This is a genomic window from Geomonas ferrireducens, from assembly GCF_004917065.1.
GTDB lineage: Bacteria > Desulfobacterota > Desulfuromonadia > Geobacterales > Geobacteraceae > Geomonas > Geomonas ferrireducens.
The window spans coordinates 147,896-172,900 of the sequence record NZ_SSYA01000001.1 but is presented as its reverse complement, the minus strand read 5'-3'; the positions used below and the strand labels follow the sequence as shown (position 1 = coordinate 172,900).

General features: G+C 61.8%; 20 protein-coding genes. 11 read left to right on the top strand and 9 right to left on the bottom strand.

All coding sequences use genetic code 11. The features are described from left to right. Together E8L22_RS00790 and E8L22_RS00785 are read right to left on the bottom strand one after the other, a co-directional pair. On the bottom strand, positions 1–243 hold the full coding sequence (locus E8L22_RS00790; RefSeq protein ID WP_135870467.1) for a hypothetical protein: 243 nt from the start codon (positions 241–243) through the stop codon (positions 1–3). An 83-nt stretch (positions 244–326) separates the two neighbouring features. Further along, on the bottom strand, positions 327–2,000 hold the full coding sequence (locus tag E8L22_RS00785; protein WP_136523400.1) for a B12-binding domain-containing radical SAM protein: 1,674 nt from the start codon (positions 1,998–2,000) through the stop codon (positions 327–329). A gap of 162 nt (positions 2,001–2,162) precedes the next feature. Here E8L22_RS00785 and E8L22_RS00780 point away from each other — a divergent pair, with 162 nt between their 5' ends. After that, positions 2,163–3,494, top strand: a complete 1,332-nt coding sequence (locus tag E8L22_RS00780; protein WP_136523399.1) for a radical SAM protein — start codon at positions 2,163–2,165, stop codon at positions 3,492–3,494. 82 nt (positions 3,495–3,576) lie between these two features. Here the strand turns inward: E8L22_RS00780 and E8L22_RS00775 are convergent, their stop codons facing one another. Genes E8L22_RS00775 through proC form a run of 3 tightly spaced genes read right to left on the bottom strand, consistent with a single transcriptional unit; the run spans position 3,577 to position 5,157 of the window. Next, positions 3,577–4,059 (bottom strand): DsbC family protein, encoded by a 483-nt coding sequence (locus E8L22_RS00775; protein WP_246044487.1) that lies wholly within the window; start codon positions 4,057–4,059, stop codon positions 3,577–3,579. 16 nt (positions 4,060–4,075) lie between these two features. Further along, entirely contained in the window at positions 4,076–4,360 is a 285-nt protein-coding gene (locus tag E8L22_RS00770) for an acylphosphatase (RefSeq protein WP_136523397.1), read from the bottom strand. Further along, positions 4,357–5,157, bottom strand: coding sequence for a pyrroline-5-carboxylate reductase (gene proC / locus E8L22_RS00765; RefSeq protein WP_136523396.1), 801 nt, complete (start codon positions 5,155–5,157; stop codon positions 4,357–4,359). The genes E8L22_RS00770 and proC overlap by 4 nt, the downstream gene beginning before the upstream one ends. Positions 5,158–5,318: 161 nt before the next feature. Between proC and E8L22_RS00760 the strand changes: the two genes are divergently transcribed. The 10 genes from E8L22_RS00760 (at position 5,319) to E8L22_RS00715 (ending at position 19,294) form a co-directional block, all read left to right on the top strand. Beyond that, positions 5,319–6,488 carry an MFS transporter gene (locus E8L22_RS00760; RefSeq protein WP_136523395.1) on the top strand — a complete coding sequence of 390 codons (1,170 nt, stop codon included), beginning with the start codon at positions 5,319–5,321 and terminating at the stop codon, positions 6,486–6,488. Between the two features lie 890 nt (positions 6,489–7,378). Then, positions 7,379–8,710, top strand: a complete 1,332-nt coding sequence (locus E8L22_RS00755) for a hypothetical protein (protein WP_136523394.1) — start codon at positions 7,379–7,381, stop codon at positions 8,708–8,710. Further along, positions 8,700–9,137 carry a cytochrome C gene (locus E8L22_RS00750; protein WP_198419434.1) on the top strand — a complete coding sequence of 146 codons (438 nt, stop codon included), beginning with the start codon at positions 8,700–8,702 and terminating at the stop codon, positions 9,135–9,137. Before E8L22_RS00755 ends, E8L22_RS00750 begins: the two co-directional genes overlap by 11 nt. Beyond that, positions 9,125–9,775: a hypothetical protein gene (locus E8L22_RS00745; RefSeq protein WP_136523393.1), complete on the top strand. Its 651-nt coding sequence runs from the start codon at positions 9,125–9,127 to the stop codon at positions 9,773–9,775. Before E8L22_RS00750 ends, E8L22_RS00745 begins: the two co-directional genes overlap by 13 nt. 43 nt (positions 9,776–9,818) lie before the next feature. Continuing rightward, positions 9,819–11,312 (top strand): fibronectin type III domain-containing protein, encoded by a 1,494-nt coding sequence (locus tag E8L22_RS00740; protein WP_136523392.1) that lies wholly within the window; start codon positions 9,819–9,821, stop codon positions 11,310–11,312. 94 nt (positions 11,313–11,406) lie between these two features. Beyond that, positions 11,407–14,514 (top strand): OmcA/MtrC family decaheme c-type cytochrome, encoded by a 3,108-nt coding sequence (locus E8L22_RS00735; protein WP_136523391.1) that lies wholly within the window; start codon positions 11,407–11,409, stop codon positions 14,512–14,514. A gap of 120 nt (positions 14,515–14,634) precedes the next feature. After that, positions 14,635–15,252, top strand: coding sequence for a hypothetical protein (locus tag E8L22_RS00730; protein WP_136523390.1), 618 nt, complete (start codon positions 14,635–14,637; stop codon positions 15,250–15,252). Between the two features lie 301 nt (positions 15,253–15,553). Further along, positions 15,554–15,985: a hypothetical protein gene (locus E8L22_RS00725; RefSeq protein WP_136523389.1), complete on the top strand. Its 432-nt coding sequence runs from the start codon at positions 15,554–15,556 to the stop codon at positions 15,983–15,985. A gap of 15 nt (positions 15,986–16,000) precedes the next feature. Continuing rightward, on the top strand, positions 16,001–17,482 hold the full coding sequence (gene glpK / locus E8L22_RS00720; protein ID WP_136523388.1) for a glycerol kinase GlpK: 1,482 nt from the start codon (positions 16,001–16,003) through the stop codon (positions 17,480–17,482). A gap of 198 nt (positions 17,483–17,680) precedes the next feature. Continuing rightward, a complete protein-coding gene (locus E8L22_RS00715) occupies positions 17,681–19,294 on the top strand; it encodes a glycerol-3-phosphate dehydrogenase/oxidase (RefSeq protein ID WP_136523387.1) in 1,614 nt (537 codons plus the stop codon). Positions 19,295–19,378: 84 nt separating this feature from the next. Here the strand turns inward: E8L22_RS00715 and E8L22_RS00710 are convergent, their stop codons facing one another. The 4 genes from E8L22_RS00710 to E8L22_RS00695 all read right to left on the bottom strand — a co-directional run bounded on the left by E8L22_RS00710 (position 19,379) and on the right by E8L22_RS00695 (position 24,801). Next, on the bottom strand, positions 19,379–20,221 hold the full coding sequence (locus tag E8L22_RS00710) for a cytochrome C (protein WP_136523386.1): 843 nt from the start codon (positions 20,219–20,221) through the stop codon (positions 19,379–19,381). After that, positions 20,209–20,643: a cytochrome C gene (locus E8L22_RS00705; protein ID WP_136523385.1), complete on the bottom strand. Its 435-nt coding sequence runs from the start codon at positions 20,641–20,643 to the stop codon at positions 20,209–20,211. The genes E8L22_RS00710 and E8L22_RS00705 overlap by 13 nt, the downstream gene beginning before the upstream one ends. Next, positions 20,643–21,947 carry a porin gene (locus tag E8L22_RS00700; RefSeq protein ID WP_246044485.1) on the bottom strand — a complete coding sequence of 435 codons (1,305 nt, stop codon included), beginning with the start codon at positions 21,945–21,947 and terminating at the stop codon, positions 20,643–20,645. The genes E8L22_RS00705 and E8L22_RS00700 overlap by 1 nt, the downstream gene beginning before the upstream one ends. Before the next feature lie 94 nt (positions 21,948–22,041). Further along, entirely contained in the window at positions 22,042–24,801 is a 2,760-nt protein-coding gene (locus E8L22_RS00695) for an OmcA/MtrC family decaheme c-type cytochrome (RefSeq protein ID WP_136523384.1), read from the bottom strand. Between the last annotated feature and the right edge of the window lie 204 nt (positions 24,802–25,005).

Genomic DNA, 25,005 nt, shown 5'->3' with positions numbered 1-25,005 from the left:
CTACTGCTGCAGTTCGCAGAAAAAGCGGATCACCATGGGGACGATGGCGTTGGTCCGGGAGATGAGCACCCTCTGGGTCATCTCCCGGCACCGTTGCCCGAGCCGGCATTCAAGCGAGATGTCGTGCAGGCCGGCGCTGCACTGGAAGACCCGGAGCGTGTCGCCGTTGGTGTTCTCGCCCTGGTAGAGCCCGTCTACGCTGACGCTGCCCCGGCGCTGGCAGGAAACGGTGAAGTATTCCATGCTCCCCCCTTCCGGTCCTGGATTGGAGACGGTTAAGTATCGCCCGCGGCGCCGGGACTGCAAGGGGATGCAATAGTGATGGGCTAGAGGACTTGCACCTTGAGTCCTTCCCCCGGTGCGGAGCGGTAGACGAAGGTGATTTCCGTAGTCTCCTCGCGCCATGGGGAGGTGCGGTAATCCCGTGCGAAGCTGCGGCGATACCGCCTGATCCGTTCGCCGGGGGGGGAGGCCGGGCGCGCCGGTATGGGGCTATCCACTGTTTGCCTTCTCCTGTCGAAGAAGGGCGGGGTGTTGCCGCTCGGGTAGCCGGTGAGGCAGAAGTCGTAGCAGAGGGCGTCGCGCAGGCGCTCGAGCCGCTCACCCGTAAGGGCGTCTCCGGCAAAGCGCCAGATCGCCTCGAAGAGCGCCGCGAGGGAGAGGTTGCCGCTCACCCCTTCCCCCTCCAGGAATTCCGCCGCCATCGAGAATAACTGCGACAGCGGGAAGTGCGAGGCGAACTCGTGCAGGCTCGCCGTGAACCTGCCGCTGTTGTAGACCTGATCGAGCAGGCGGCTGATCCCCTCGATGCGACGGATGTCGTCAAAGGAAAGCCAGGGGGTGCGCAGTATCTTGTACGGTGCCGCTTCCGAGTAGGCGTAACCTTCCTTCCTGGCGATGCCGCGCATGGCGGTTCCCTTGAGCACCTTCAACGGCTCAACCTGGATGTGGTCGGCACCCAGGGCGAAGAGCCCCTGCACCGAGGCGAGAAAGCCTTCCAGCGACTCGCCGGGAAGTCCCGCCACCAGGTCAAGATGGATTGTCACACCCGTCGTCGCCTTGAGTCTCTCTACGTTGCCGTAAAGCTTCTCAAGGCTCGATTTCCGCTCCACCTTGGCAAGCGTCTCCTCTCCCCCCGACTGCACCCCTATCTCAAAACGGAACACGCCGGCGGGAACCTGCGCCAGGAGGGCCAGGTTATCCTCGGTGAGCAGCTCCGCCGCGATCTCGAAGTGAAACTTGCTGCTGCGGTTGTGTTCGAGGATGAAGCGCCAGATCTCGTTGGCCCGGCCCGCGTCGTAGTTGAAGGTGCGGTCGGCAAGCTTCACCGTCTGGGCCCCCTCCTCGATGAGGATGCTGAGGTCCTTTTTGATCCTCTCCATGGAGAAGGAGCGCACCCCTCGTTCGATCGACGACATACAGAAGGCGCAGGAGAACGGACAGCCTCGCGAGGTTTCGTAATAGACAAGCGGCTTCTTGAGGTCGACGAGTGCCGCGACGAAGGGGGAGGGGATGTCGTCGAGGTGCGCCATGGCACTTCGCTCCGGATTGGCGATCACCTCTTCCCCTTCGCGGTAGGTGAGGCCGGCGATCTCGTCCAGCGGCTGCCCCCGGTGCAGGGCGCCGATCAGCTCCCGGCAGGTCGCTTCACCTTCGCCCCGGACGATGCAGTCCACCGAAGGGTTCCGCACCATGAGGTCGAAGGCTCCGAAGGAGACCTCGGGTCCCCCAAGGGCGATGAAGGCGTGAGGCTGCAACTGTTTCAGGTCCGAGGCGAGCTTAAGCGTAAGTTCGGTATTCCAGATGTAGCAGGAGAAAAGAACGACGTCCGCCTGCTCCGCGTGGAGTTTCGCCAAAAGCACGTCCGGGTGCTCGTTTATGGTGAGCTCGAGGATGCGGTACTCGGCCCCGGAAAGCTGAGGGGCCGATACGGCGAGATACGGGAGGGCCAGGGAGGCGTGGACGTACTTGGCGTGCAGTGTGGTGAACAGTATCTTCATGGGCGGGGATTGTAGCCCATTTATGTGCGGTGGCGCCAGAAAAATGGTGGTGCCTTTTCTTGCCCGCCGCACGCTTTTTTGCTACTGTAAGCGGCTGTTGGCGGCGCCTGGTAACGGCCGCCCACGCGAGATCGAAACCGGGGAGCTACCCACAGGGAAGACATGAAAAGAAAGAGACTGCCGAAACTGCTCTACGCCGATAGCCAGGGCAACATCTACGACCACCCGTACCTCACCATGGCCGGCATGAGCGCCAACGAAGCCGTGCTCCCCGAGTCGGTGGAGCTGATTCCGCTCCCCGAGGACAGCCGCCTCTTCACCATACCCGACACCCCGCCCGTCGCCTGGGACGAGCGCGAGGGGCGCTTTCGCACCGTGAGCCACGTCAAGGAGGGGCGGCGCAGCATGAAGGTCCAGGCCGTTTCCGCCTTCATGGCCCCCGGGTACATGCGTACCCTGCTCCCCGCCTGCGAATACGCGAAGAAGAGGGTGCACCTGCCGCTTTGGTCCTACACCGCCGTGGGATGGGACGAGGAGACGGAGCGCTTCGTGGTGGCGGCGACCCGCGTGGACGCCAACGAGAACTGGCTGCCGAAAAACTACGATGACAGAAAGCTCGATCCCCTAGTGCGCAAGATGCTCGCCGAGTTCCCGAAGAACAGACTCATCGAGCAGCTCTCCCGCTGCGCCGTCGACTACCACTGCTTCGCGGCGAAGAACCTATTCTTCCGCAGGTGGGAAGCGCCCATCCCGACCTCGCCGGTCTGCAACTCGCGCTGCCTCGGGTGCATCAGCCTGCAGCCGTCCGATTGCTGCCCCTCGAACCACGAGCGCATCCCGTTCGTGCCGACACCGGAGGAGATCGTCGAGCTCATGCTGCCGCACCTTTTGCAGGCGCCGGAGCCGATCGTCTCTTACGGCCAGGGGTGCGAAGGGGATCCTATCATGCAGGCGGACACCGTTGCCGAGGCGACCAGAAGGCTCAAAGCCGGCAGCTCACGCGGCACGGTGAACTTCAACTCGAACGGCTCAATGCCGGACAGGATCCGCATGCTCTGCGACGCGGGCATGGACTCCATGCGCTTCTCCATGAACTCGGTGCAGGAGGGGTTCTACAACAACTACTACCGTCCCAAGGGGTACCGCTTCGCCGACGTGGTGGAGTCTGTGAAGACGGCCAAGGATCGCGGGCTCTTCACCATGATCAACTACCTCGTCTCGCCGGGCGTGACGGACAGCCCTTCCGAAGTCGAGGCGCTTCTCAAGTTCATCGACACGACCGGTGTGGACATGCTGCAGATGCGCAACCTCTCCATCGATCCCGCTTTCTACAACGAGAGGATGGGGATGGAAAAGAGGGGGATCGGGATGTACCGGATGTTGCAGGAGGTGAAGCGGGCGTTCCCGAAGATCCAGTATGGCTACTTCAACCGGACACGCGAGAACTTCTTCCCGGAGGGATATGAGAAAGGGTGGCCGATCAAAGGCAATTGACAGTCGACGATTGACAATTGACAATTGACAGTGAACGGCCTTTCCTACGTTGAATAACGACCGCTGATAGATTTAGTCGCGGCTATTTCAGCAACTGCTCCAGCTTCTTAAGGTCGAAGCCCTCGACGATCCTGCCGTAGATCAAGAAGGTGGGGGTGGCGTTCATCTTGTTCGCCTTCGCGATCTCTTCGTGCTCCTTCTGAAGCTTGATCCCGGCAGGGGTGATCTCGGAGAGCTTTCTCTTGTCGAAGGTGTCGGAAGCCGCCTCGTGGAACGCCTTCGCCTTGTCCTTCGCGGACAGGATGTACTGGACCTTATCCTTGGATTTCGGATGCGTTTTCAGCGGGATGAAGAAGACGTAGCGTGTAACGTCGGTCCGGTTCTGGAAATAGGCCTCCGCCTTGCGGCAGTAGGGGCAGTCCGGGTCGGTGAATTCGATCACAGTGGTCTTGCCATTACCGATCTTGACCGCCTTGTCCAGATCGAGGTTCTCCTTCGCCGCAAATGCCGATGCCGCGATGAGTAACGTGAGCAGGACCACAAGCAGCGTCATCCATCTATTCATTGCGTCTCTCCTGTGACTATTCATCGCCGTACCTGATGCTGAAACCGGCGCACTCACCGGCGTACTCACCCGCCTTCTCGATCAACTCGTCCACGCGTGCGGCTTCCGGACCCCGCCGGCACCACTGCACCATGGCCCGAACATCGTCTTCCTCCCCTTCGAAACACGCCTCGACGGAGCCGTCGGCCAGGTTGCGCACCCAGCCGGAGACGTTGTGCCGGGCCGCAGTCCGGGCGGTGTGGTGCCTGAAGGCGACCCCCTGCACCCGGCCGCGCACGAGTACCATCGTCCTTATTTTCACTTTTCCCCCAGCTCCTTGGAGCGCGCCACGCAGACGTCCACCGCGTTGATGGTGGCGGCGCGGAAGCCGTCGCGGTCAAGGGAGTGCATCGCGGCGATGGTGGTCCCCCCGGGGGAGGCGACGTTGCTTTTCAGGACGGCGGGGTGTTCGTGGCTCTCGAGGAGGAGCTTAGCGGTTCCGTAGACGGTCTGGGCGGCGAGGGCGGTCGCAACGTCCCGGGTGAGACCGTGCTTCACGCCGGCGTCGCTCAATGCCTCGATGAAGGTGAGCACGTAGGCCGGGCCGCTGCCGGAGACGCCGGTTACCGCGTCGAGTAGCTTCTCTTCCACGACGCAGGTGGTCCCGACCAGGTCGAAGATCCTGCGGGCGAGCACCAGGTCGTCCTCGGTCGCGTTGTAGCCGCGGGCGATCGCCGATGCCCCTTCGAGCACGAGCGCCGGCGTGTTGGGCATGACGCGCACCACGCGGACGCCGGCACCCAGCATCCCCTCGATGGCGGCGCTTTTCACCCCCGCCATTATAGATATGAAGAGCTTGTCCGGCGTCGCTTCAAGGTGGGAGAGCACCTGGGAGGCGACCTGCGGTTTCACGGCGAGGATCACGGTGTCGCTCATCCGGCAAAGGGCGACGTTGTCCGAAAGCACCTGCACGCCGTAACGCTCGGCGAGCTGCTTGCGGCGCGGCTCGGAGGGCTCGGAGACCGCCAGCTCGGCGGCAGGAACGCCACCCGCCAAAAGCCCCTTGATGATCGCCTCGGCCATGTTGCCGCCGCCGATGAAACCTGTTCTCTTCTCCATGCCTTGCCTCCCGCCTCAGTAAGGATTTAGTTCCAGTGATACGTAATAAATCCGACCCCAAATGTCAACAGAATTGATTAGATTTAATTATTGTTGATGAGGCGGCTGAGGCGGTTGTCACAGTGACCCGATAGGCTAGACTGAAACGAAGGAGGTGCGCCGTGTTCAAGGGCATTACCGGCAACGTTCTCATTCTGGGGCTTGTCAGTTTCTTTACCGACGTCTCAAGCGAGATGATCTACCCGCTTTTGCCGTTATTTCTTACCGGTGTGCTCGGAGCAGGTCCTGTATTCCTAGGGGCCATTGAGGGAGTGGCGGAATCCACCGCTTCGTTTCTGAAGCTTATCTCCGGCATCGTGTCTGACCGTGTGCGCAGCAGGAAAGGACTGGTACTTTCCGGGTACGCGATCTCCTCGCTGATGCGGCCTCTGATCGGGAGCGCCGGCACACCGCTCACCGTGCTGCTCATCCGGACCGGCGACCGGGTAGGGAAGGGGCTCCGCACCTCGCCGCGCGACGCCTTGATCGCCGATTCCGTAGAGCCTGCCATGCGCGGGAAGGCGTACGGGTTCCACAGGTCGATGGACCACGCCGGGGCTTTGGTCGGGCCTCTCATCGCGACCTTTCTGCTTGCCTATTTCATAAGCGACCTGCGGCAGCTCTTCTGGCTTGCCGGCATCCCGGGGATCGCGGCGGTCCTTCTCATCATCTGGAAGGTGCAGGAAACCCGACAGGTCCTCCAACCACGGCGGCGGTTGCACCTGACCGCGCTCCCCGCAGGTCCGCTCAGAAGATACCTGCTGATCCTCTTTCTTTTCACCCTCGGCAATTCCTCAGACGCCTTTCTCCTTTTGAAGGCAGGAGCGGTCGGGACTCCGGCATACCGCCTGCCGCTTCTGTGGGCCTTCTTTCACCTGGTGAAGATGCTCTCCACCATGCCCTTTGGCGCCCTCTCCGACCGTATCGGCAGACGGTCGGTGATCGTTGCCGGCTGGTGCGTCTATGCCCTGTCCTACCTGGGCTTCGGCCTCGCCGGAAGCGAGGTCGAGATCTGGCTCCTCTTCGCGCTCTACGGAATCTTCTTCGGCCTAACCGAAGGGGTGGAAAAGGCATTCGTGGCCGACCTGGCCAGGGAAGCGGAAGTCGGCGCCGCGTTCGGCTGGTTCCACTTCGCCGTAGGTGCGGGCGCGCTGCCGGCGAGCCTGCTGTTCGGAAGCATCTGGCAGCTTGAAGGGGGCGCCGCTCCCTTTCTCTTCGGCGCGTCCCTGTCCGCTGTGGCTGCCATTCTACTTGTCACCGTGGTCAAAGCACCGTCTCCGTCCCCGCACTGACTTTGTTCCACCCTTCTAAAGTAATTTTCCCTACAGCCAAAGTCATTGATTCCCCGTTGGAAACAACCAGCCCATGTGACTTTTCCTCTCGTGAGAGCAATTTTTCCCTAAAGCCAGTATAAGCATTGCCGATAATGTCTTTTGTGTCTGGAAGCCTACTCTTTATGTCAAAAAACAGACGATATAAGACGACTCTATGACTGTTTGCACCTGTTATTAGAGTGATTTCTTGGTGAGTTGACTTGTATTTCAGATGTTTATGCAATTGGTAAAGATCGTGCAAATTACTCAGTGTGCACGCTCCGATGCAAAGCGAAACTGGTTCAGTGGCGAAGACCAAAAAGCGGCAATTGCCGTGCAACTAAGGCTAGAAGCCGCTTGAATCAAGGCATAAGCATGACTGATGTTGGGCTGCCCCCCACAAAATGACAGACGCTTGTTGTGACAAAAAACTGACTTCTCTCATTGACCCTTTGTAGTTGCAGGATGATAGAGTTATGAAATTTAACTAATATTAGTTCTGCTGATGCCGGTGGCGAGCTGCCATTGTATGTCATATTTTTTAAATACATTTCATATAGGCGGTCAAAAATGTTTCCAATCCGGCTTGCACTACAAAAAAGCTGCAGTAACTTTAGCAGTGGTCTCAATTAGTCAAGCACATCCGCTACCATGATTCTAAGATTTTATTAATATAGAATAATGACTGGTGTGCCAGCACGCCTAAGAGTATTCCCGATTATTTCGTTTTTCTTATAAGCAGAAACTTTACAATTTGTGACAGTAATGGAGGGCGGCATCTCCGCTTGGAGAACCGGCTCCCTGTCGTTCGTTCACGCAGCAGCGGATTACTGGATAACGATTCACACTACGAAAAAGGAGGGGATGTCTTGATAAGCCACCAAGAAGAGAGTTCAGGACGCGGAAAAAGTGGTCTCCTGAGGACTGCATGGGTGGTGCTGGCGGCGTCTTCGGTGATGCTGGCCCAACCGGTCCTGGCAGCTGACTACACCATTACCGGCAGCTCCAACACCTACCTGCGCATGACCAGGACGATCAGCAAGGACGACCTCTACCCGCTCTACGAGTACCTGCGTTTCTCGGTATCCACGGCGGAGAAGGACGGCAGCTCGGTCTCGCTGCACCTCGGTGCGTGGGGGCGGCTCGACCTCGTCGACAAGTCCAGCGATCACTACACCGACGGCGATCTACAGTACGGCTTCCTGAGCTACCAGGGCGCGAAAAACAACCTGGTGGTTAACGTGGGACGCCAGTTCGTCACCGAAGGGGTGGCGAGCGAGAGGATCGACGGCCTCTACGCGAGAAGCGATTTCGCCGCCGGCTTCACGGGCGCAGCCTTCGTGGGGCAGCCCGTGGTCACCGACCCGAGCTACAAGGGAGGCGACTACATCTACGGCGGCCGCGTGGCCCAGGGCAAGACGGGGCTCTACACCATCGGGGTGAGCGCGCTCAGAAACGAGTCCGACGTCGCCCGCGACCGCGAGGAAGAGGGGATCGACGTCTGGCTTCATCCCGTGAAGCAGGTCGACCTGACCGGCCGTTCCAGCTACAACTCGATCACCTCGGGGTGGATGGAGCATGCCTACACCCTGTCCGTGGCCCCCATCGACGCAGTTACCTTGAGCGCCGACTTCTCGCGGATCAACTACAGCGACTACTTCTACAACGTGACCACCACCGCGTTTGCCCTCAAGAATAACGGCGGGGTGCTCGATCCCAACGAGCAGCTGACCACGTACGGCGCGAGCGCCGCCTGGACGCCTAAAAAGGACCTGACCGTCGCGGCTGAGTACAAAAAGTACGACTACGACATCCAGGGCTCCGGTGACTACGTGGGCGGGAAGGTGGCTTGGACCGCACCGGGAGCGCTCTCCCTCGGGGGCTCGGCGCACCGGATGATTGGGGATTCCGAGCGGCTGCGCTACTACGACTACCGGCTTTACGCGCTGAAAAAGGTCGGCCACGCCGAACTGGGACTCGACTTCTACAACGTAATCTTCGATCGCCCCATCGACGGCGTGAAGAGCAGCTTCGCCTTGACCGGCATCGCAGGTTACGAGGTCACCGAGAAACTGAAGGTCGGCGGGGACGTCGAGTACTCGCAGAGCCCGGATTTCGACAGGGAGTGGAGAGCGCTCGTCAAGGTCGCTTACGCTTTCGACATGAAAACCGGCGAAAAGGGGGGCAAGAGTGAAAAGTAAACTTCTGATTCTGCTGATGATGCCGCTTATGGCATGTGTTCTCTTTGCCTGTGCCAACACTAACAGCGGCGCGAGGATCCATCCGGAAGCGGTTACGGGAACCCCGAACTGTACCGAGTGCCACACCGACGCCTATGCCGCGATGAACCACCAGGCCGTCGACTTCTTCAAAAAACACAGCATCTTCGCCACCAACGCCAGACGCTCCTGCAATTCCTGCCATGCCGAGTCCTTCTGCAGCGACTGCCATGCGCACAAGGAAGAGCTCAAACCAAGCGTCAAGTACTCCGAGGCGGTGGAGCGCACCATGCCGCACCGCGGTGACTACATGAGCCAGCACAGGATCGACGGCAAGATGAATCCTGCCTCGTGCGCCAAGTGCCACGGACGTCAGAACAACGAGAGGTGCGTGACATGCCACAAATAACGACAAAAGTTCTGTCTTTTGCGGTTCTTGGTGCGCTGGCGCTGGCCCTGTCGGGCTGCGGGGATGCAAACCCCAAGGCCTCTTTTGATCCCGCGGTCGGGAAGCACCCGGCGAACTGGCTTCCGGCGGGGCACTCCGCTGCCGCCGAGGAGGACGTGAACGGCTGTGTCGAGTGCCACGGCGACGACCTCAATGGCGGTATCTCAAAGGTCACCTGTTTCGGTACGGCGGGGTGCCACCTCGGCGGGACCACTGCTATCCATCCTCTGGGGTGGGGGCAAGTGGCGTACCTGCGTCACCCGGCCTACATCGCCGCGAACGGTACCAGCAACTGTGCCACGGCGCTTTGCCACGGCACCGATCTGCTCGGCGTGACCGACAGCGGCCCTTCATGTCTCAGCTGCCACCAGGGCGGCACGGCGCAGGCCCCCACGATCCATCCGTGGGGTGCCAGCGGTGACACGGACCTCAGTAAGCACGCGACATGGCTTAAAGCCAACCTGTCCAACGGTAATTATGATTTCTCGACCTGCAAAAACGCAGTCTGCCATGGGACTGATCTGAGAGGTGCGTGGTTGAGTGGGCCGAGCTGCTACAACTGTCACAACAACGGTCCGCCGGCTAGCCCGCTGAACTAGGAACCTGGTGTTCATTTCCCTGATAGCAGAAGGAGAACATAATATGTGCATCCCCTGGAAAAAATACATTGCTGCCTTGCTGCTCCTCTGTCTGCCGTTGCTGTTCATCGGCTGCGGTGGTGGTGGCGGCGGTGGTGGCGCCACGAAGACGGTCACAGGCCTTGCCACGTTGTCGGGGCCTGTCGCCAAAGCGCACGTGGCGGTCTACCGGCTTTCCCTTGATGGGACTCCCGGCGAACTGCTCGGGTCGGGAACTACGGCCGACGACGGCAGTTATGCGGTGAAGATTCCCGCCTCAGTCACTGGCCCGGTGATCATCACCGTTACCGGCCAAACCGGTGCAACCTACTTGAGCGAGAGCACAGGGCAGGCGGTTCCCTTCACGACGGCAGATTCCTTCAGTGCCGTGGTGGCCAGCTTAAACACGGACGTTCCCGTCACGGTCAGTCCGCTGACCGAAATGGCGTACCAGAAACTGCCGGTAATTCTCGATCAAAAAACTGGTACCGTTACCACCCAGGTGCTGCAGGAGTCGGTGGTGGCCGCTAACGCTCAGGTAGGCGATCTCTTTAACGTTACCGACATCCTGGCTCCGCCGGCTGACAGCCCAACCTACCAAGCTGCTCTTTTGGTCATCGATCAGATGATCGTCGACTCACAGCTGTCCGACACGACCGCAGTGATGTCCATTTTGAGCGACGCCATCGCCGATGTCAGCACGAGCTCCGCTGCGTACCAGACCTTCGTCGACCTCTTCACCACCGCGGCCACCCAGGTGGCGACGGACAACCCGACCCTGGCTACCACGGTGAACAGCATCACACAGCAGATTACCACTCCGCCGCCCGAGCCGGACTTCAACGACGTTACGCCGCCTACCGTGGTCACCGGGCTTGCTGCGACCACCTACGCCCTCACCTCGTCGACCAGCTCCGTGGTTCTCGTGTGGGAGAACTCCACCGACGCGAACGGCGTGGCCGGCTATGACATCTATCGCAACGGCGTGAAGGTCGGGACCTCGACCTCGAACACCTTCACCGATCAGCCGGTGACCTCCAACGTCACCTACTCTTACACCGTGGTTGCCTTCGACGGTGCCGGGAACATGTCGGCTGCCAGCGCTCCGCTCTCCGTGAAACCGAACCAGGCTTCGCTGAACGTTATCGTGAGCGGTCAGCTGTCGAACGACCTGCTTTCGCAGCTCGACATCATCGCACCCACCGCGCCGACCGGTCTCGCCGCGGTGACCTCGGCGATCTCCGGCACCAACAGTTCGGTCGCACTCACCTGGAGTGCCGCGACCGATAACGTCGGCGTCACCGGGTACGAGATCTACAGGGACGGCGTGAAGGTCGGCACCTCGACCTCGACCAGCTACACCGACCAGTCGGTCACCTCCGCCGTTACCTATTCCTACACGGTGAAGGCATTCGACAAGGCCGGTAACCGCTCCGCAGCCAGCACCGCACTCGCTGTAACCCCGAACAAGGCGTCTCTCGGGGTAATAGTAAACGGCCAGGTTACAACCGGCCCGTGAAGAATATAGCTTTGTAACAAAGGGGGAAAATTCTGGAATCGTTAGCAGTTGACAACGCACTATCCGAGCAGGACACAACAAACAGGAGGAAACTATGATTGGCAGAAACTTAAGGTACCTCGTAGCACTCGTAGTATGTGTGCTGCTGCCTCTCGCAGGCTGCAGCGGAGGGGGGGCCACCACCAAGATCACCAGCAAGGGGACCGAGGTGACCGTCGGCGGCAAGGTCGACGTCTCCAAGGCCACCGCGAAGACCGCGTTCCTGTCAGCTACTTCGGCTACCGCGACGAACCATGTCTTCGTCTATGATGCCCAGGACGGCGCCCAACTCGGCACCGCCGTCATCGACAGCAACGGGAGCTTCAGCGGGCTTACTTTCACCCTCCCTGCAACCAAGACCGTCCTCGTCTTCAAGGCCGTCGTGGCTCAGGGTACCTTCCGCGCGCTGGTGCCGATCGATCTCAGCAATCCTCCTGCTCCGGGCGTAATCACCGGCGCTAGCCCGATCTCCATCCTGATCAGCCAGCAGTCCACCGACATCGCCAAAACCGTGTCGGCCATGCTCGGCCTTTCCGGTGTACTGGGTGACGCTAACCAGACCCTCAATTCCGTAGGCAAGACCTACACCGACTGTGCGACCCAGGTTACCAACGCAGGCGGCCAGATCCTCGCCTACACCACCAGCGGCCTCGCCCTGGCGGGTACCGTATCGAACACCGACATGCTGCCGGCGGCGGATGCCTCTACCCTTACCGTTGACGACCTGAACAACATCCAGCTCTCCGGCGCCGTAACCAGCGCCTTCATCCCGGGCAAGAAGCCGATCGTCAACTTCACTGTCACCAACAAGGCAACCGGCAAGGGTATCAAGGGCCTCAGGACCTTCGCCCTCCACGTAGCCAAACTGATTCCGGAGACCAACGGCTCCAACTCCTACTGGCAGAACTACATCAGCGCAGGCCTGCCGCTCTCCGCCATCCCGGCCAACGTTCCCAGGGGTAGCAGCACCCCGACCGCTCCGACCGTTCCGGGCGCAGACGCTTCCGACCTGTACGTGAACGGCGTGAAAACCCAAAGCGGCTACACCGTCATCGACCACGGCGACGGCAGCTACACCGTCACCTTCGGTGCCGACATCACCGCAAACACCAACGTTGCCTATGACGCCAATGCTACCCACCGTATCGGCATCTCGGTACGCTCCGTAGCAGTTCCGGGCGGCTACGCCGGCCCGATCAACCCGGCAACCAACGCAGTACAGGCCGTGTTCACCACCCCGAACACCACCAACATGTTCTACGACTTCACCCCGGCAACCGGTGCGGTTCTGGTCGACACCAACAACGCGCGTACCTACGCACGTGACATCGTCGCCACCAGCGCATGCGACAGCTGCCACTACAAGCTTGGCCTTGCTGCCGGCAACATGCTTTCCGGCCACACCGGCTCCAGGGTTGACACCAAGCTCTGCGTAATGTGCCACACCAACCAGTTCGACAGCGGCGAAGGCGAGTTCGTCACCTTCATCCACCGCATCCACATGGGCGAAACCTTCAACGAAGCCAACGATACCTGGACCGTTCCGACCGGCGTTCTCGTGACCTACGGCGAGCAGACCTATCCGCAGGATATGAGAAACTGCGTGTTCTGCCACAAAGGCAAAGATGTCAACAACTGGAAGTCCAAACCGACCCGTAAGGCCTGCGGCTCCTGCCACAACGCCTTCAACTTCGCAACCCACCAGGGCGGCCAGACCGACGACTCTTCCTGCGCAGGCTGCCACGCCGGCACCACCTCGACCGTAGAAGTCGCCACCGCTCACCTCGCGGTACAGGATCCGGACCCGGCTGCTCCTGAGCTTGGCGGCACCAACACCCACACCTATGCCGGCTACCTCCCGGCAGCAGGAATCACCGTTCCGGGCGCTGCAGTCGTCACCTGGGATGTGAAATCCGTAGGCCTTGATTCCAACCGTCACCCGTCCATCACCTTCCGTTTCATGAAGAACGGTACTGCGGTTGCATTCAACACCTACCAGGCAGGCGTAGTCACCGACATGATGACCGGCTTCACCGGCGCACCGAGCGTATACTTCGCATACTCGGTACCGCAGGACAACATTCCGTCCGCGACAGTGGCTCCGGCTGACTTCAACGCCTCGGCTAATGCATGGATCAAAGCGGTCTGGAACGGTACCAACACCAATGCGACCATGACCGGACCGGACAGCAACGGCTACTACACCATCGTGATCAACAACCAGACCATCCCGACCTCGGCGAAGATGCTGACCGGCGGCGTCGGCTACAGCTATGGCAGTGGCAGCACCCCGCTGACCCAGACCGACCTCAGCTCGCTTACCGTGCCGTCGTCGCTGAAGACCAAGTGGGCCTACAACGCCACCACCAACGTGGGCGGCCTAATCGTGGTGACTCCTAACGTCTGGAAAACCGCAACCGGCTTCACCGCGCGTCGTACCATCGTCAGCAACGCGAAGTGCAACGCCTGCCATGCCGCACTCGGCATCGCACCGACCTTCCACTCCGGCCAGAGAAACGATGCACCTACTTGCTCGTTCTGCCACACCGTGAACAAGACCAACACCGGTTGGGCCATTAACGCGAAGGATGCGATCCACGCGATCCACGGCGCCGCCAAACGCGTCAACAAGTTCTCCTGGGAAGCAGCGGCAGGAGACAAGTACTGGAACACCACCTATCCTGGCTACCTGCAGGATTGCGAGCAGTGCCACGTAGCCGGCACCTATGACTTCAGCGCAACTGCATCCGCCGCTGCCGTCACCAGCCTGCTGCCGAGCACCGCGGCAAACGGCACCATCAACGCCGCGGCCTACTCGATCCTCACCGGTTCAGAGAACGTTCTCTCCACCGACTACGTCAAGTCGCCGTTCGTCACTGCAGGTGCCTCCTACGGCGCCGCCTTCAGCTACAACGGCAATACCGGTGTCACCACCGCTGCAGCCGACACCACGCTGATCATCTCGCCGATCACCGCGGCCTGCTTCTCTTGCCACGACACCACCCAGGCGCAGGCACATATGAAGCAGTTCGGCGGCGCGATCTACGAGGCGCGCAGCACGGCACTTCTGAAGTCCGAGACCTGCCTCGTCTGCCACGGCACCGCTTCCAACGTGCTGAACGAAAGGGTCCCGACCATCAAGGCAGTACACCGCTGGTGGTAACAAGATGCATTCCTGAAGGGGGAAGGGCAACCTTCCCCCCGACGGGGCATCAAAGTAATCCGCAACACGATAACCCGAGGGTGGCGACGCCCTCGGGCTATTTTCTATCCAGGAGATGCCATGAGAGATGTAGTTCGGCTGATTGTTCTTTGTGTTTTGGTAGCGGCGTTGGCAGCATGCAATGGGAAACCGGTTGATCAGCCATCGAAAAAGGGGGATGCGAAGGTTACCGCTGAGGATAGCGCGGCCAACCAGCAACTTGCCGCCGCCTTTCTGGACGGCGTGAAAGCCGGCGACAAGGCCAAGATGCAGCAGGCGGCAAACCTGACCCCGGAAGAGATCAAGTCAAGTCTGGACAAGCTGGTTCACATCAAGCAGAACAAGATGACGGACGCACAGCGTGCGGAATGCGAGAGCGTGCTGAAGATCTCCGGAGACATCGAGTTCTTCGCCGACAAACTGCGCAAGGTGCTCCCCGCGTCCGCCACGATTAAAATCAGCGGAACCAGCCAGGAGCTGACGCCGGTCAAACACCTGGTGCATACCGTTAGCGTGATCTATCCCAAGGCGCAGGATGCCATCAAGGACAAGACCGGCAAGACGGTCAAGGAACTGAGGCTTCCCCTGCTGCAGGTGGATCACCAGTTCCAGGCAAAGCAGGTTCACGAATTCGCCTTTTCCAGCGAGGTGTTCGAGAAGATATCGAACAGGGACTTCGAAGTTATTTCCTACTTCTGACACGCCCAATTATCAAGCTGACAAAGGAACAAATTGCAAGCAAAAGCCCCGACCGGTTCGGGGCTTTTTTGTTGTTGCCGCAGGAGCAAATAGAGAGCATCTCCTCATCTTTTTTGCTACACTGTCGCACATGAGAGTCTTGAGGCTTTTCAGCATACTGCTATGCCTGATGGTTACATCTGCTGGTGCCGAGGATCTCGGTACACCCAGCCTCTCTCCTCCCATTACCGCTCTGCCCCTCCCTAAAACTGATGATACTGCGCGTTTCTTCAAGACCGACCGTTTCCTCACCAGCGCCGGTATGAGTTTCACCGCTGCGCCGGACCTGACGCTTGAACCTGAGCTGGGGATAAGCTATCGCGGCGCCGGACAGGAGCTGCACGGCGGCATCGAACAGTCGATGCACCGGCTGCACGCCCAGGCCGGCTGGCGCCTGTCGCTCTCGCAGGCCCTTTATTTATCGGCTGGGGCAAAGTTCTCCATGCTCTCCGTGGAAACCCGGGGACTCACCGCAGGCGAGGAGTTCGGCATCCGTCCCGAGTCGGGCTACCGAAACGTCTACGAGTTCACCCCGAACCGCACACCGAGGTGGACCGGCGAGCTCGGCCTGCACCTCACCCCGCGCACCGACCTCATGCTTTACTACGACCAGGAGCCGGTCACCGGGTGGTCCTACAGCGGCCAGCACCTGGAGGATAGGCTCGGCACCAGGTTCATCTTCAGGTTCAAATAGGGAAAAGGAGGACGTGTGGCATACCTGATTTCCATCGACCAGGGGACCACCAGCAGCCGGGCGACGCTGTACGGTCCGCAAGGTGAGGCGCTGGCTACCGCCTCGGCCCCGCTCACCCAGCACTACCCGGAGCCCGGCTGGGTCGAGCACGACCCGGAGGAGATCCTTGAGGGACAGCTCTCCTGTCTGCGCGAGGTCATGGGGTGCGCCGCGGAGCGAGGCGCTTCCGTCGCCGGAATCGGCATAACGAACCAGCGCGAGACGACGCTCATATGGGAGCGCGGGACCGGGCGTCCCCTGCACCGGGCCATCGTCTGGCAGGACCGCAGGACGGCGGACGTCACGCAGCGCATGAAGGGGGAGGGGCTGGAAGCCGAGGTCCGGGCGCGGACCGGCCTTCTGCTCGACCCCTACTTCTCCGCGACGAAGATCGCCTGGATCCTTGACGAGGCGGGCCTCAGGGAGCGCGCCGCGCGCGGCGAAATCTGCTTCGGCACCGTCGACTCATGGCTCATCTACCGCTTGACCGGCGGTAAATGCCACGTGACCGACATCACCAACGCAAGCCGCACCATGCTCTTCAACATCAAGACGCTCGAGTGGGACGACGAGCTCTTAAGGGTCTTCGGCGTGCCGCGCGCCATCCTCCCCGAGGTGCGCATGAGCGCGGGGAGCTTCGGGGAGACCTCCGCCGAACTCCTCGGGTCCCGTATCCCGATCACCGGGGTCGCCGGAGATCAGCAGGCGGCGCTCTTCGGCCAGGCCTGCTTCGCACCCGGTATGGCCAAGGCGACCTTCGGCACCGGCGCCTTCGTGGTGATGAATTGCGGCGAGCGACCGGGAAGCGGCGAGGGGGTGCTCTCCACCATCGCCTGGCAGTTACCGGGGGAGGCGGTGCAGTACGCCCTTGAAGGGTCGATCTTCATCGCCGGCGCCGCGGTGCAATGGCTCGAGGAGGGGCTTGGTTTGATCAGGGGAGCCGCCGAGGTCGAGGCTCTTGCCGGCAGCGTCGCCGACAGCGGCGGGGTCTACTTCGTCCCGGCCCTCTCGGGCCTCGGCACACCCTACTGGGACCCGTACGCCAGGGGCGTCATCGCCGGGCTCACCCGGGGAAGCGGCAAGGCGCATCTCGCCCGCGCCGCCCTCGACGCGATCGCCTTCCAGACCGTCGACGCGATCCGCGCCATGGAGCACGCGGGGGGAATTGCGCTTAGCGAGCTGCGGGTGGACGGCGGCGCGACCCGCAACAACCTCCTGCTGGAGATCCAGGCGGGCCTTCTTGGCGTCCCGGTGCTGAGGCCGCGCTGCACCGAGAGTACCTCGCTCGGGGCAGCGTTTCTCGCGGGGATCGGTGCCGGAGTCCTCGACAAGGAGCGGATCGGGAAGAGCTGGAGCCTCGACCGGCGCTTCGAGCCCTCCCTTTTGCCGGAGCGGCGCACGGAAATGTACCGGGGATGGCAAAAATGCGTGCAACTCTCGCTCGGTTGGGCTAAGTAAGAAAGGCAGACAAGCAAAGGAGCTAAAGACAAAGGCCTTAACGCAAAGACGCCAAGGCGCAAAGACGCGGAGCGATGTTCAGGCAGGGGAACAGCGAAACTGCCCTGGGTGACCTCGCCGGCAAGGCCCGACGATAAAGAGGTCGCACCTTGCGTCTTTGCGGCTTTGCGTTGAAGATTTTGGTTTTGGAGGCAATTAGTGACGGACAGGAACGCTAACCTTGATCTACTGAAAAGCGGCCGGACCTTCGACATACTGGTAATGGGAGGGGGCGCGACCGGCTGCGGCATCGCCGTCGATGCGGCCAACCGCGGACTTTCGGTAGCCCTCGTCGACCGGGGCGACTTCGGCGGCGGTACGAGCAGCAAGAGCACCAAGCTTCTCCATGGCGGCGTCCGCTACCTGGAGTCGGCGGTCATGCACATGGACCGGGTGCAGTTCAACCTGGTGCGCGACGGGCTGCACGAGCGCACCGTCCTTTTGAGGATCGCCCCGCACCTTTGCCACCGCCTCACCCTGGTGACGCCGCTGTACGGCCTGGGACAGGTTCCCTACGTCTGGTCCGGTCTGAAGCTCTACGATCTTCTGGCCGGCGACGCGGGGCTTGGACACAGCCGTTTCGTGTCCCGCGGGGAAATGCTGCGGCGCTTCCCGATGATCCGGGAGGAAGGGCTCAAGGGTGGGGTGCAGTACTACGACGGACAGTTCAACGACGTGCGCATGAACATCGCCCTCGCACGGACCGCGGCCAGGGAGGGGGCGGTGATCTGCAACTACGTGGAGGCGGTCGGCCTGGTCCGGGAGAAGGGGAGGGTGGCAGGTGCGGTCGTGCGCGATCCCATCAACGGGACTTCCTGGCAGATACGTGCCCGCTGCGTGGTCAACGCCTGCGGCTCCTCTGCGGACATGGTGCGCCGCATGGACGACCCGACCGCCGCTTCGCTGCTCAGGGTGAGCCGCGGCATCCACATCGTGCTTCCCGGTCGCTTTGCGCCCATGGAGGCGGGGGTGATGATACCGAAGACGGACGACGGCCGCGTACTCTTCATCCTCCCCTGGGAGGGGGCGTGCCTTGTCGGCACCACCGAGGAACCGGCCGAGGCGGACGAACTGCCGCTCGCACGGGAAAAGGACGTGGAATATCTGCTGCGCCACGTGAGACGCTACTTCAAGCTCGGGGCGAAGAGCCAGGACATCACGGCCTCCTGGGCCGGGCTCAGGCCTTTGGTGCATGATCCCTTCACCGCCGATACCGCCGAGCTTGCCCGTGACCATGTCATAAGTTGCTCTCCCACCGGGCTCATCACGATCGTCGGCGGCAAGTGGACGACCTACCGGAAGATGGCGCTGGACACGGTGGACTACGTGGTGAAAAACGTGGGACTTGCCGCCACCGGGCCATGTCGTACCGATCGCCTCGTGCTCGACGGTGGGGAAAACTTCAGGGACGGGAGCGCGGTGGAGCTTGCCCGGAACTTCGGTCTCGACCCGGACGTGGCCCTGCACCTGCACCGCTCCTACGGCGACCACGCCCTGGAGGTGGCACGGCTGTGCCAGGGGGGACTGGGCGAGAGGCTCGTTGCGGGGCACCCGTACCTGAAGGGGGAGGTCATTTACGCGGTGCGCCACGAGATGGCCCTGACCGTGCTCGATTTCGTCGAGCGGCGCGTCCCGCTCGCTCTCCTGGACCGTGCGGGGGCACGCTCCGCCGCAACCGCCGTGCACGAGCTGATGGCGTCCGAGCTCGGCTGGGACAGGGGGCGGCAGGTAAAGGAGCGCGAAGAGGTGCGTGAGCGGTTGGGGGGCAATTGATACCGTTCACGGTTTATCTGGAAAAGAAAAAAGAGGGGGGCGCTGCGACGGCAGGCCCCCCTTTGTTCTTTCCGGTACGACTTTTCAGAAGTGGCACGCCGCGCAGAGGCGTCCGGTATTGGTGACCACGACCTGGGTTCTCGCTGTGGTGAATCCGGTGAAGGCCGGGCCGTAGCTCTGGTAGTTCGGCGTCGTCGGGGTGGTGCCGGTGATCCGGGTACTGCCGATACCGACCGATATGGTCGGCGGGGTCCCGGTGCCGTGGCAGACCGGGATGGAGCACTCCGCCGCACCGTAGGTCTGCACGTAAGCGCCGTGGGCGGGGAGGATGGTCGGCGCGATGCCGGGGCTCGTCGTCAGCCTTGCCGGGAACCAGTCCAACGGGTGGAAGGAGAAGGCGTTCCCCGCGTGGCAGCTCGAATCGACGACGCCTGGCTGGTCGTCGAAACAGGAAGGGCCGGAACCGGGAGCGCCCCGGTAGTCGGCGCCGTGGCAGAACACGTTGGCGCATCTGGCGGTCGCGGTTTTCGCTTGGGAGGTAAAGGTGGTTCCAAGCGCGCCGGGGCCGAGGTCCACTGCAGGGATACCCATGGCGACCACGCGGTCTCTGATCCAGGCGCCATGCCGGGCGTAGTCGTATCCGCCCCATTCCAACGGATGTACGTCGGTCTCATTGCCCATGTGGCAACTCGTGCAGGCTACCTTGGCGATGCCCCCCTTCAGGTCCTCGCCGTGGCAGGGCGTGCAATCCTGCAGGCGGCCGATGGCGGCCACGGCGTGGCGGGCGGGGAGCCAGTCGTCGGGGTGTTCACCCTTGTCCGGGTCGTAACTTGCGTGGTTGTTGGTGTCCCCACAGCCGGCAAGCGACAGCAGCAGCAGGCACCAAAGCATCACGGTAGCTTGGGCTGGTCTGGTTACTTGTGGCATGATTTGCACCTCTCGTTGTTTTGCCGTCCGTGGCACTTAAGGCAGGAGGCCGGGTTGATGCACCCCTCGATCCTGTGCCGGCTCAGGTAGTCCCCCCGGTGCGGGAGCGCCAGCTCGGGCCTTTCCTTGTACTTGTCACTCGGGAGGATCTCTTCCTTGTGTGCGTGGCATTCGACGCAGAAGGACTCCTTGTGGCAGGCGCTGCAGGCTTCCCGCTGCTGGGCGGCGTAGAATTTGTGCTTCAGGTAGAAATCCTGTGCCTGGTGGTTCAGCGCCGCCCACTGACCGGTGTGGCACTCGGCGCACCTGGGAAGCCCCTTTACCTCCTCCGGATGCACGCGGGCGACGCTGGTCGTGTTGGCGCAGGCATAGAGCAGGGAGAGCATCAGGGGCATCAAGGCAAGCAAGGCTATCTTTTTCACTATTTCCCCTCCTTTCCGATGCCGAAGGCGTAGGTGACTTTCACCAGCCCGCGCAGTTCGTTGTCGAAATCGGCGCTCCGGATGTAGTCGAGGTCGGCGGCCACCCTAAGGTTCGGCGTGAGATCATATCCGGCCGCACCTGCCAGGGAAAAGGTGTTCTCCCTGCCGTTGATGCTCCTGTCGAAGTCGACGTCGAAGAAATCCAGGGCGACGTCGATGGGGCCGAACTTCTGGGCGGCCCATACCCGGTACTGGTTGTAGCGCAGACGGTTGGTGGAGCCGTCCATCCGGTGGTAGGAGACCCCGGCGGCAAGCCCCGCTGCGGTACCGAAGCTGCCGGTCGCCCCGTAGTAATCGGCGTTGCCGGCGATGTCGTACTCGTAATGGTTGTACTCGGCAGAAACGGCGATGCTCTTGGTAGCGTTGTAGCCGATGCTTCCACCTGCGTTCCACATCTCCTCACCGGGAAGGATGATGCCGTTGGTGAGGCTCAGTGCGCTCGTGGTGACGTGGTAGAAGTAGTCGTCGTAGTGCACGTTTTGCAGCGAGGCGCTGAAACGCAAGGAGTCCGTGGGCGTGACGCTCGCGGTATAGAAGTGTTCCATCCACCCGTCGCTGAGCGAGTTGTAGGTCGATCGGCCGCTTATGTCGACCATGGCGATGGGATGCAGCCACAGGTCGATCCCTTCCTCCTCGCGCACGGCGTCCGGGCTCGCTTCGTCTCTCAAGGCGCTGATGCCGATCGTGTAGTACTTGGGGACGGAGTGGGCGAGCCGGCCGCCGTAGATGAGGTCTCCGTCGTTGAAGTTGGGTTGCGTCACCACGGGCGAGCCGACAAAGGCGGCGGCGGTGAACCCTGCAGCCAGGTCGCTGCGCAGGGAGAGGCCGTCGATCCGCTCGGTGGCCACACCTTCGACCACCCACTGACGCCCGGCGTCCACCCTGAAGTTGTTGCGGTTCGCGCGGTAGCTCAAAAAGCCGTACTGGATGTCCCCCTCCTCGCGGTGCTCGAAGCTCCGATCGCCCAGATCGACCCGTCCCCAGCCGCCGATCTCCAGGGAGATCGCGCCGTTTTTCGTGGTATCGCTTGCGGAGAGGTGCAGGTATTCGTAAAGCGGGAAGAGGTTCTTGTCATCCATCCCCTCCCTCATGCGCAGGATGGTGGTGGAGTTCCCCGAGATCGAGGTTGCGCTCGCGCCCTGGTGGAGAAGGAGCACCAGGAAGCAGGACAAAAGCACGGTCCGCATGGGCTTTGAGGCAAAGGGAGGCGGATCTCCCGTCTTTTTCGCGGTTTTAATTTTCAAGACATTTCCTCCTTTCTTGATGCTGTCTCAGGTTGCGTGGGGAAATGCAAAGTGGAAAAAGCCGGGGGCGTAACGCCCCCGGCCGGTCGTGCTCTTACCAGTTCAACATCTTCTTGATGAGAGCTTTGGTCGCACTCGTGGTTGTGGTCGTGGGGGCAACGGAAACCACCGCCGGGCGGTTCGCCGCGTGCATGGTGATGACGTCGGCGACCTTCCCTTGGCCGTGACAGAGCACGCACTGCTCGGCGAGCGACGGCAGTGTTACACGTGCGACACCCATGTCGGTGTAGGACGGACCGGTCTCGGCTAGGCCCAGGCGGCCGCCATTCGCCACCATGTGGGCCTTGGCGAGCGGGGTGTCGTGGCAGCTCACGCAGGCGGCGGTGATCGGCGCCACCACCAGGTCCTCCGGGTTCGGGACCGTGGCACGCGCTGCCGTGATCGTGGTGGTGGTCGGTGTTTCCGCCGAAGCTGCACTTTGGGTGACCTGGGTCGAGGGGAGAGCTCTCGGCGCCAGTGCGCTCACCACATCCGGGGTGTAGCTCTGCTGGCTGATATGGCAGGCCTCGCAGTTGCCCAGCATGTTCGGGAAGGTGATCTCCTCACCGGCGATGAGCGTGATGCCGGCGCTCGGGCCGTTGCGCACGTCGCGGATCGGGTCGGTGCGGGTTGCACCGGCGTGGATGCCGTGGATCAGGTCCTTGAAGTTGTTCGAGAACTCGGGGAAGGTGAGGGCGTACCCGGCGGTCGTTTTGTTGAAGGCCGGATCCCAGGTCGTCAGGATGCTGAGCTGAACCGGCGTGAAGTTGAAGCCGGAGAGCTTGGTATTGCTGATGGTGCGCCCAGAGGTGGTCAGGTTCGGGTTGTGGCAGGTCACGCAGACCTGGGTCTGGTAGACGCGCTGCCCGCCGTGGGCTTCGAAGAACTCGTGGCAGTTCCTGCACTTGTCCGGATCGACTACGGTGCGGCGTACGGCGTCGCCGGAGACGGGAACGATCACCGCCCGCGTGTGGCGCCCGGCGATCGAGCTGTCGAACCCGGTCTGGGTGAAGTAGCTTTGCATCGCTACGGCGCGCATCTTGGCACCGGCCGGGAAGGCGGAGGCGGCGTTGATGGTCGCGGTGTAGTAGCCGCTGCCGTCCGGACCGGTGATGCTGCCTGTCGCGGCGTTGTTCGTATTGAGCAGGGTGGCGATGGATATCGCATCCGGCTGCGCCGCGACCTTCCCAAGGTTGTTGTAGTCAGCCGGGATCGCAGTGCCGGTCTCGAGCTGCGGCATGGCGTAAGCCAGAAGGAAGCTCGGGCCGCCGGTGAAGCCCGGAAGTGCCGCGGTGAGTCCTGCCGCCGGGGTCGCCAGGGTGATCGGCGTGTTGGTCGCCTGGTTGAGGATGCGGAACTTGATGGCGAGGTTGTTGCTCGCATCGACGGTGGCGCTGGCCAGATCGTAGGTGAAGCTGGTGAGCCCTGCCGGCGCTTCGGGGTTGAGCGGAGTCACGATGGCCTGCGCGTGCGATTCGGTGATCGCGGTCGGGGTGTGGCAGGCGTTGCAGCTCGCATCGTTCAACTGCACCGGATGTGTGATGGTGGTGGTGCCTTCAGTAATGGTGCCGGTGGAGAAGTGGACGTTGTCATGGCAGGCACCGCAGGCTTTTCTGCTCGGCATGGTGCGCCAGTTGTTGCCCTGCGGCGTCACCGCCTGCTCCTTCGCCGTGTCGGCACGGTGGCACTTGCGGCAAAGTGCTGCGCTCTGCGGGTAGGCTACCTCATTGAAGTGGACCCCTGCATAGCTGTAGCCGGTCAGGGTGAGGTTGCTGCCCATGTGGATCTTGTGGACCATGGTCACGAACTCGCCCAGGATCTGGGCCTCGTCCGTCGACGGGTCGGCAGTGCTCACGTCGGCGGTCACGTAGGTGTTGCCGGTGAAAGCGCCGCTTGTCGCGGTCGAGATCGCCCTTCCATAGGCGCGCTGGCTCGTATGGCAGATCGCGCAGTAGCGTGTGTCGACCCGGTCGGCGTGAGGCGTGGTGATACCTAAGCCCCACCCCCGCTCGTTGAGGTTATTCGGGTCGCCCGGGTTGCCGTGGCACTCGTTGCAGTACTTGGTGAGCACGATGTTGCGCTGCGCCGCGTTTGAGGTCGACGAGGTCACGCGGGTCCCGGTGGCCGGAACGAAGTCGTAGACGAGGTTGATGGCGTTTTTGTACGCCACGGCCGGACTAGTACCGGGGATGTTCCCGCCGTAGGCGACCACGAGGCGGTGCGTCTTGCTGGGATCGTAGGTGAGATCGCCCAGGTCGTTTCTGCGGTTGTTGCCGGTGAAGGTCATGGCGTTAACCTGGCCTTGGATCAGCTTTATGTCGCGGGCGAAGGTGTAGCGGTACTTGCCGTTGCCCAGATATTCGAGCTTCCCTTCACGGTCCGACGTCGGCCTGGAGGCGGCTACGGCGGCTCCGCCTGTGGGGACGGTGGTCACGATATAGTTCACCCAGTGCGAAGGCGTGCCGTTGGAGGCGGGTATCAGTTTTGCGAGCGAGAAACCGAGGTTGTTGAGCCGCCCCGAGGTATCCCTGCTCCCGATCCCTTCGACGGCCTGGCCGCTGGTCGTTTTCAAGGTGAAGGTGACTACGGGTGGGCTTTGGATGGTGACGCTGTCGACCGTGCTTGTGTCCTGGTCAAAGGTGATGTTTGCCAGTTGATCAGTGGTGGCGGTGCTCAGGTTAGTAAAGGCGCCGCCGGGTGCACCGGGCTCCCCTTTGGGACCCCTGTCCCCTTCGCAGCCGCCCAGGAAAAGTGCGGCTGCAGCGGTTGAGGCAATCAAAAAAGACGAGAATTTCCCTAAAACGTTGCGTTGCATAATTCCTCCTTGTCTCGGGTCTGGCCTGCATAACCGGATCAGAGCGTTCCGTGAGAGCGGGGGAGGGGGGGCTTATGAGCTGTCGTAGGCCGTCACGTTCATGTGAGCACCTCCTCAGTTTTGTTAGTGATTTCAAACACAGTGAAGAAACTTAGCAGTTGTTCATGAAATGGCAAGCGATTGGAGGCGGTTTTTTGGGAGGTC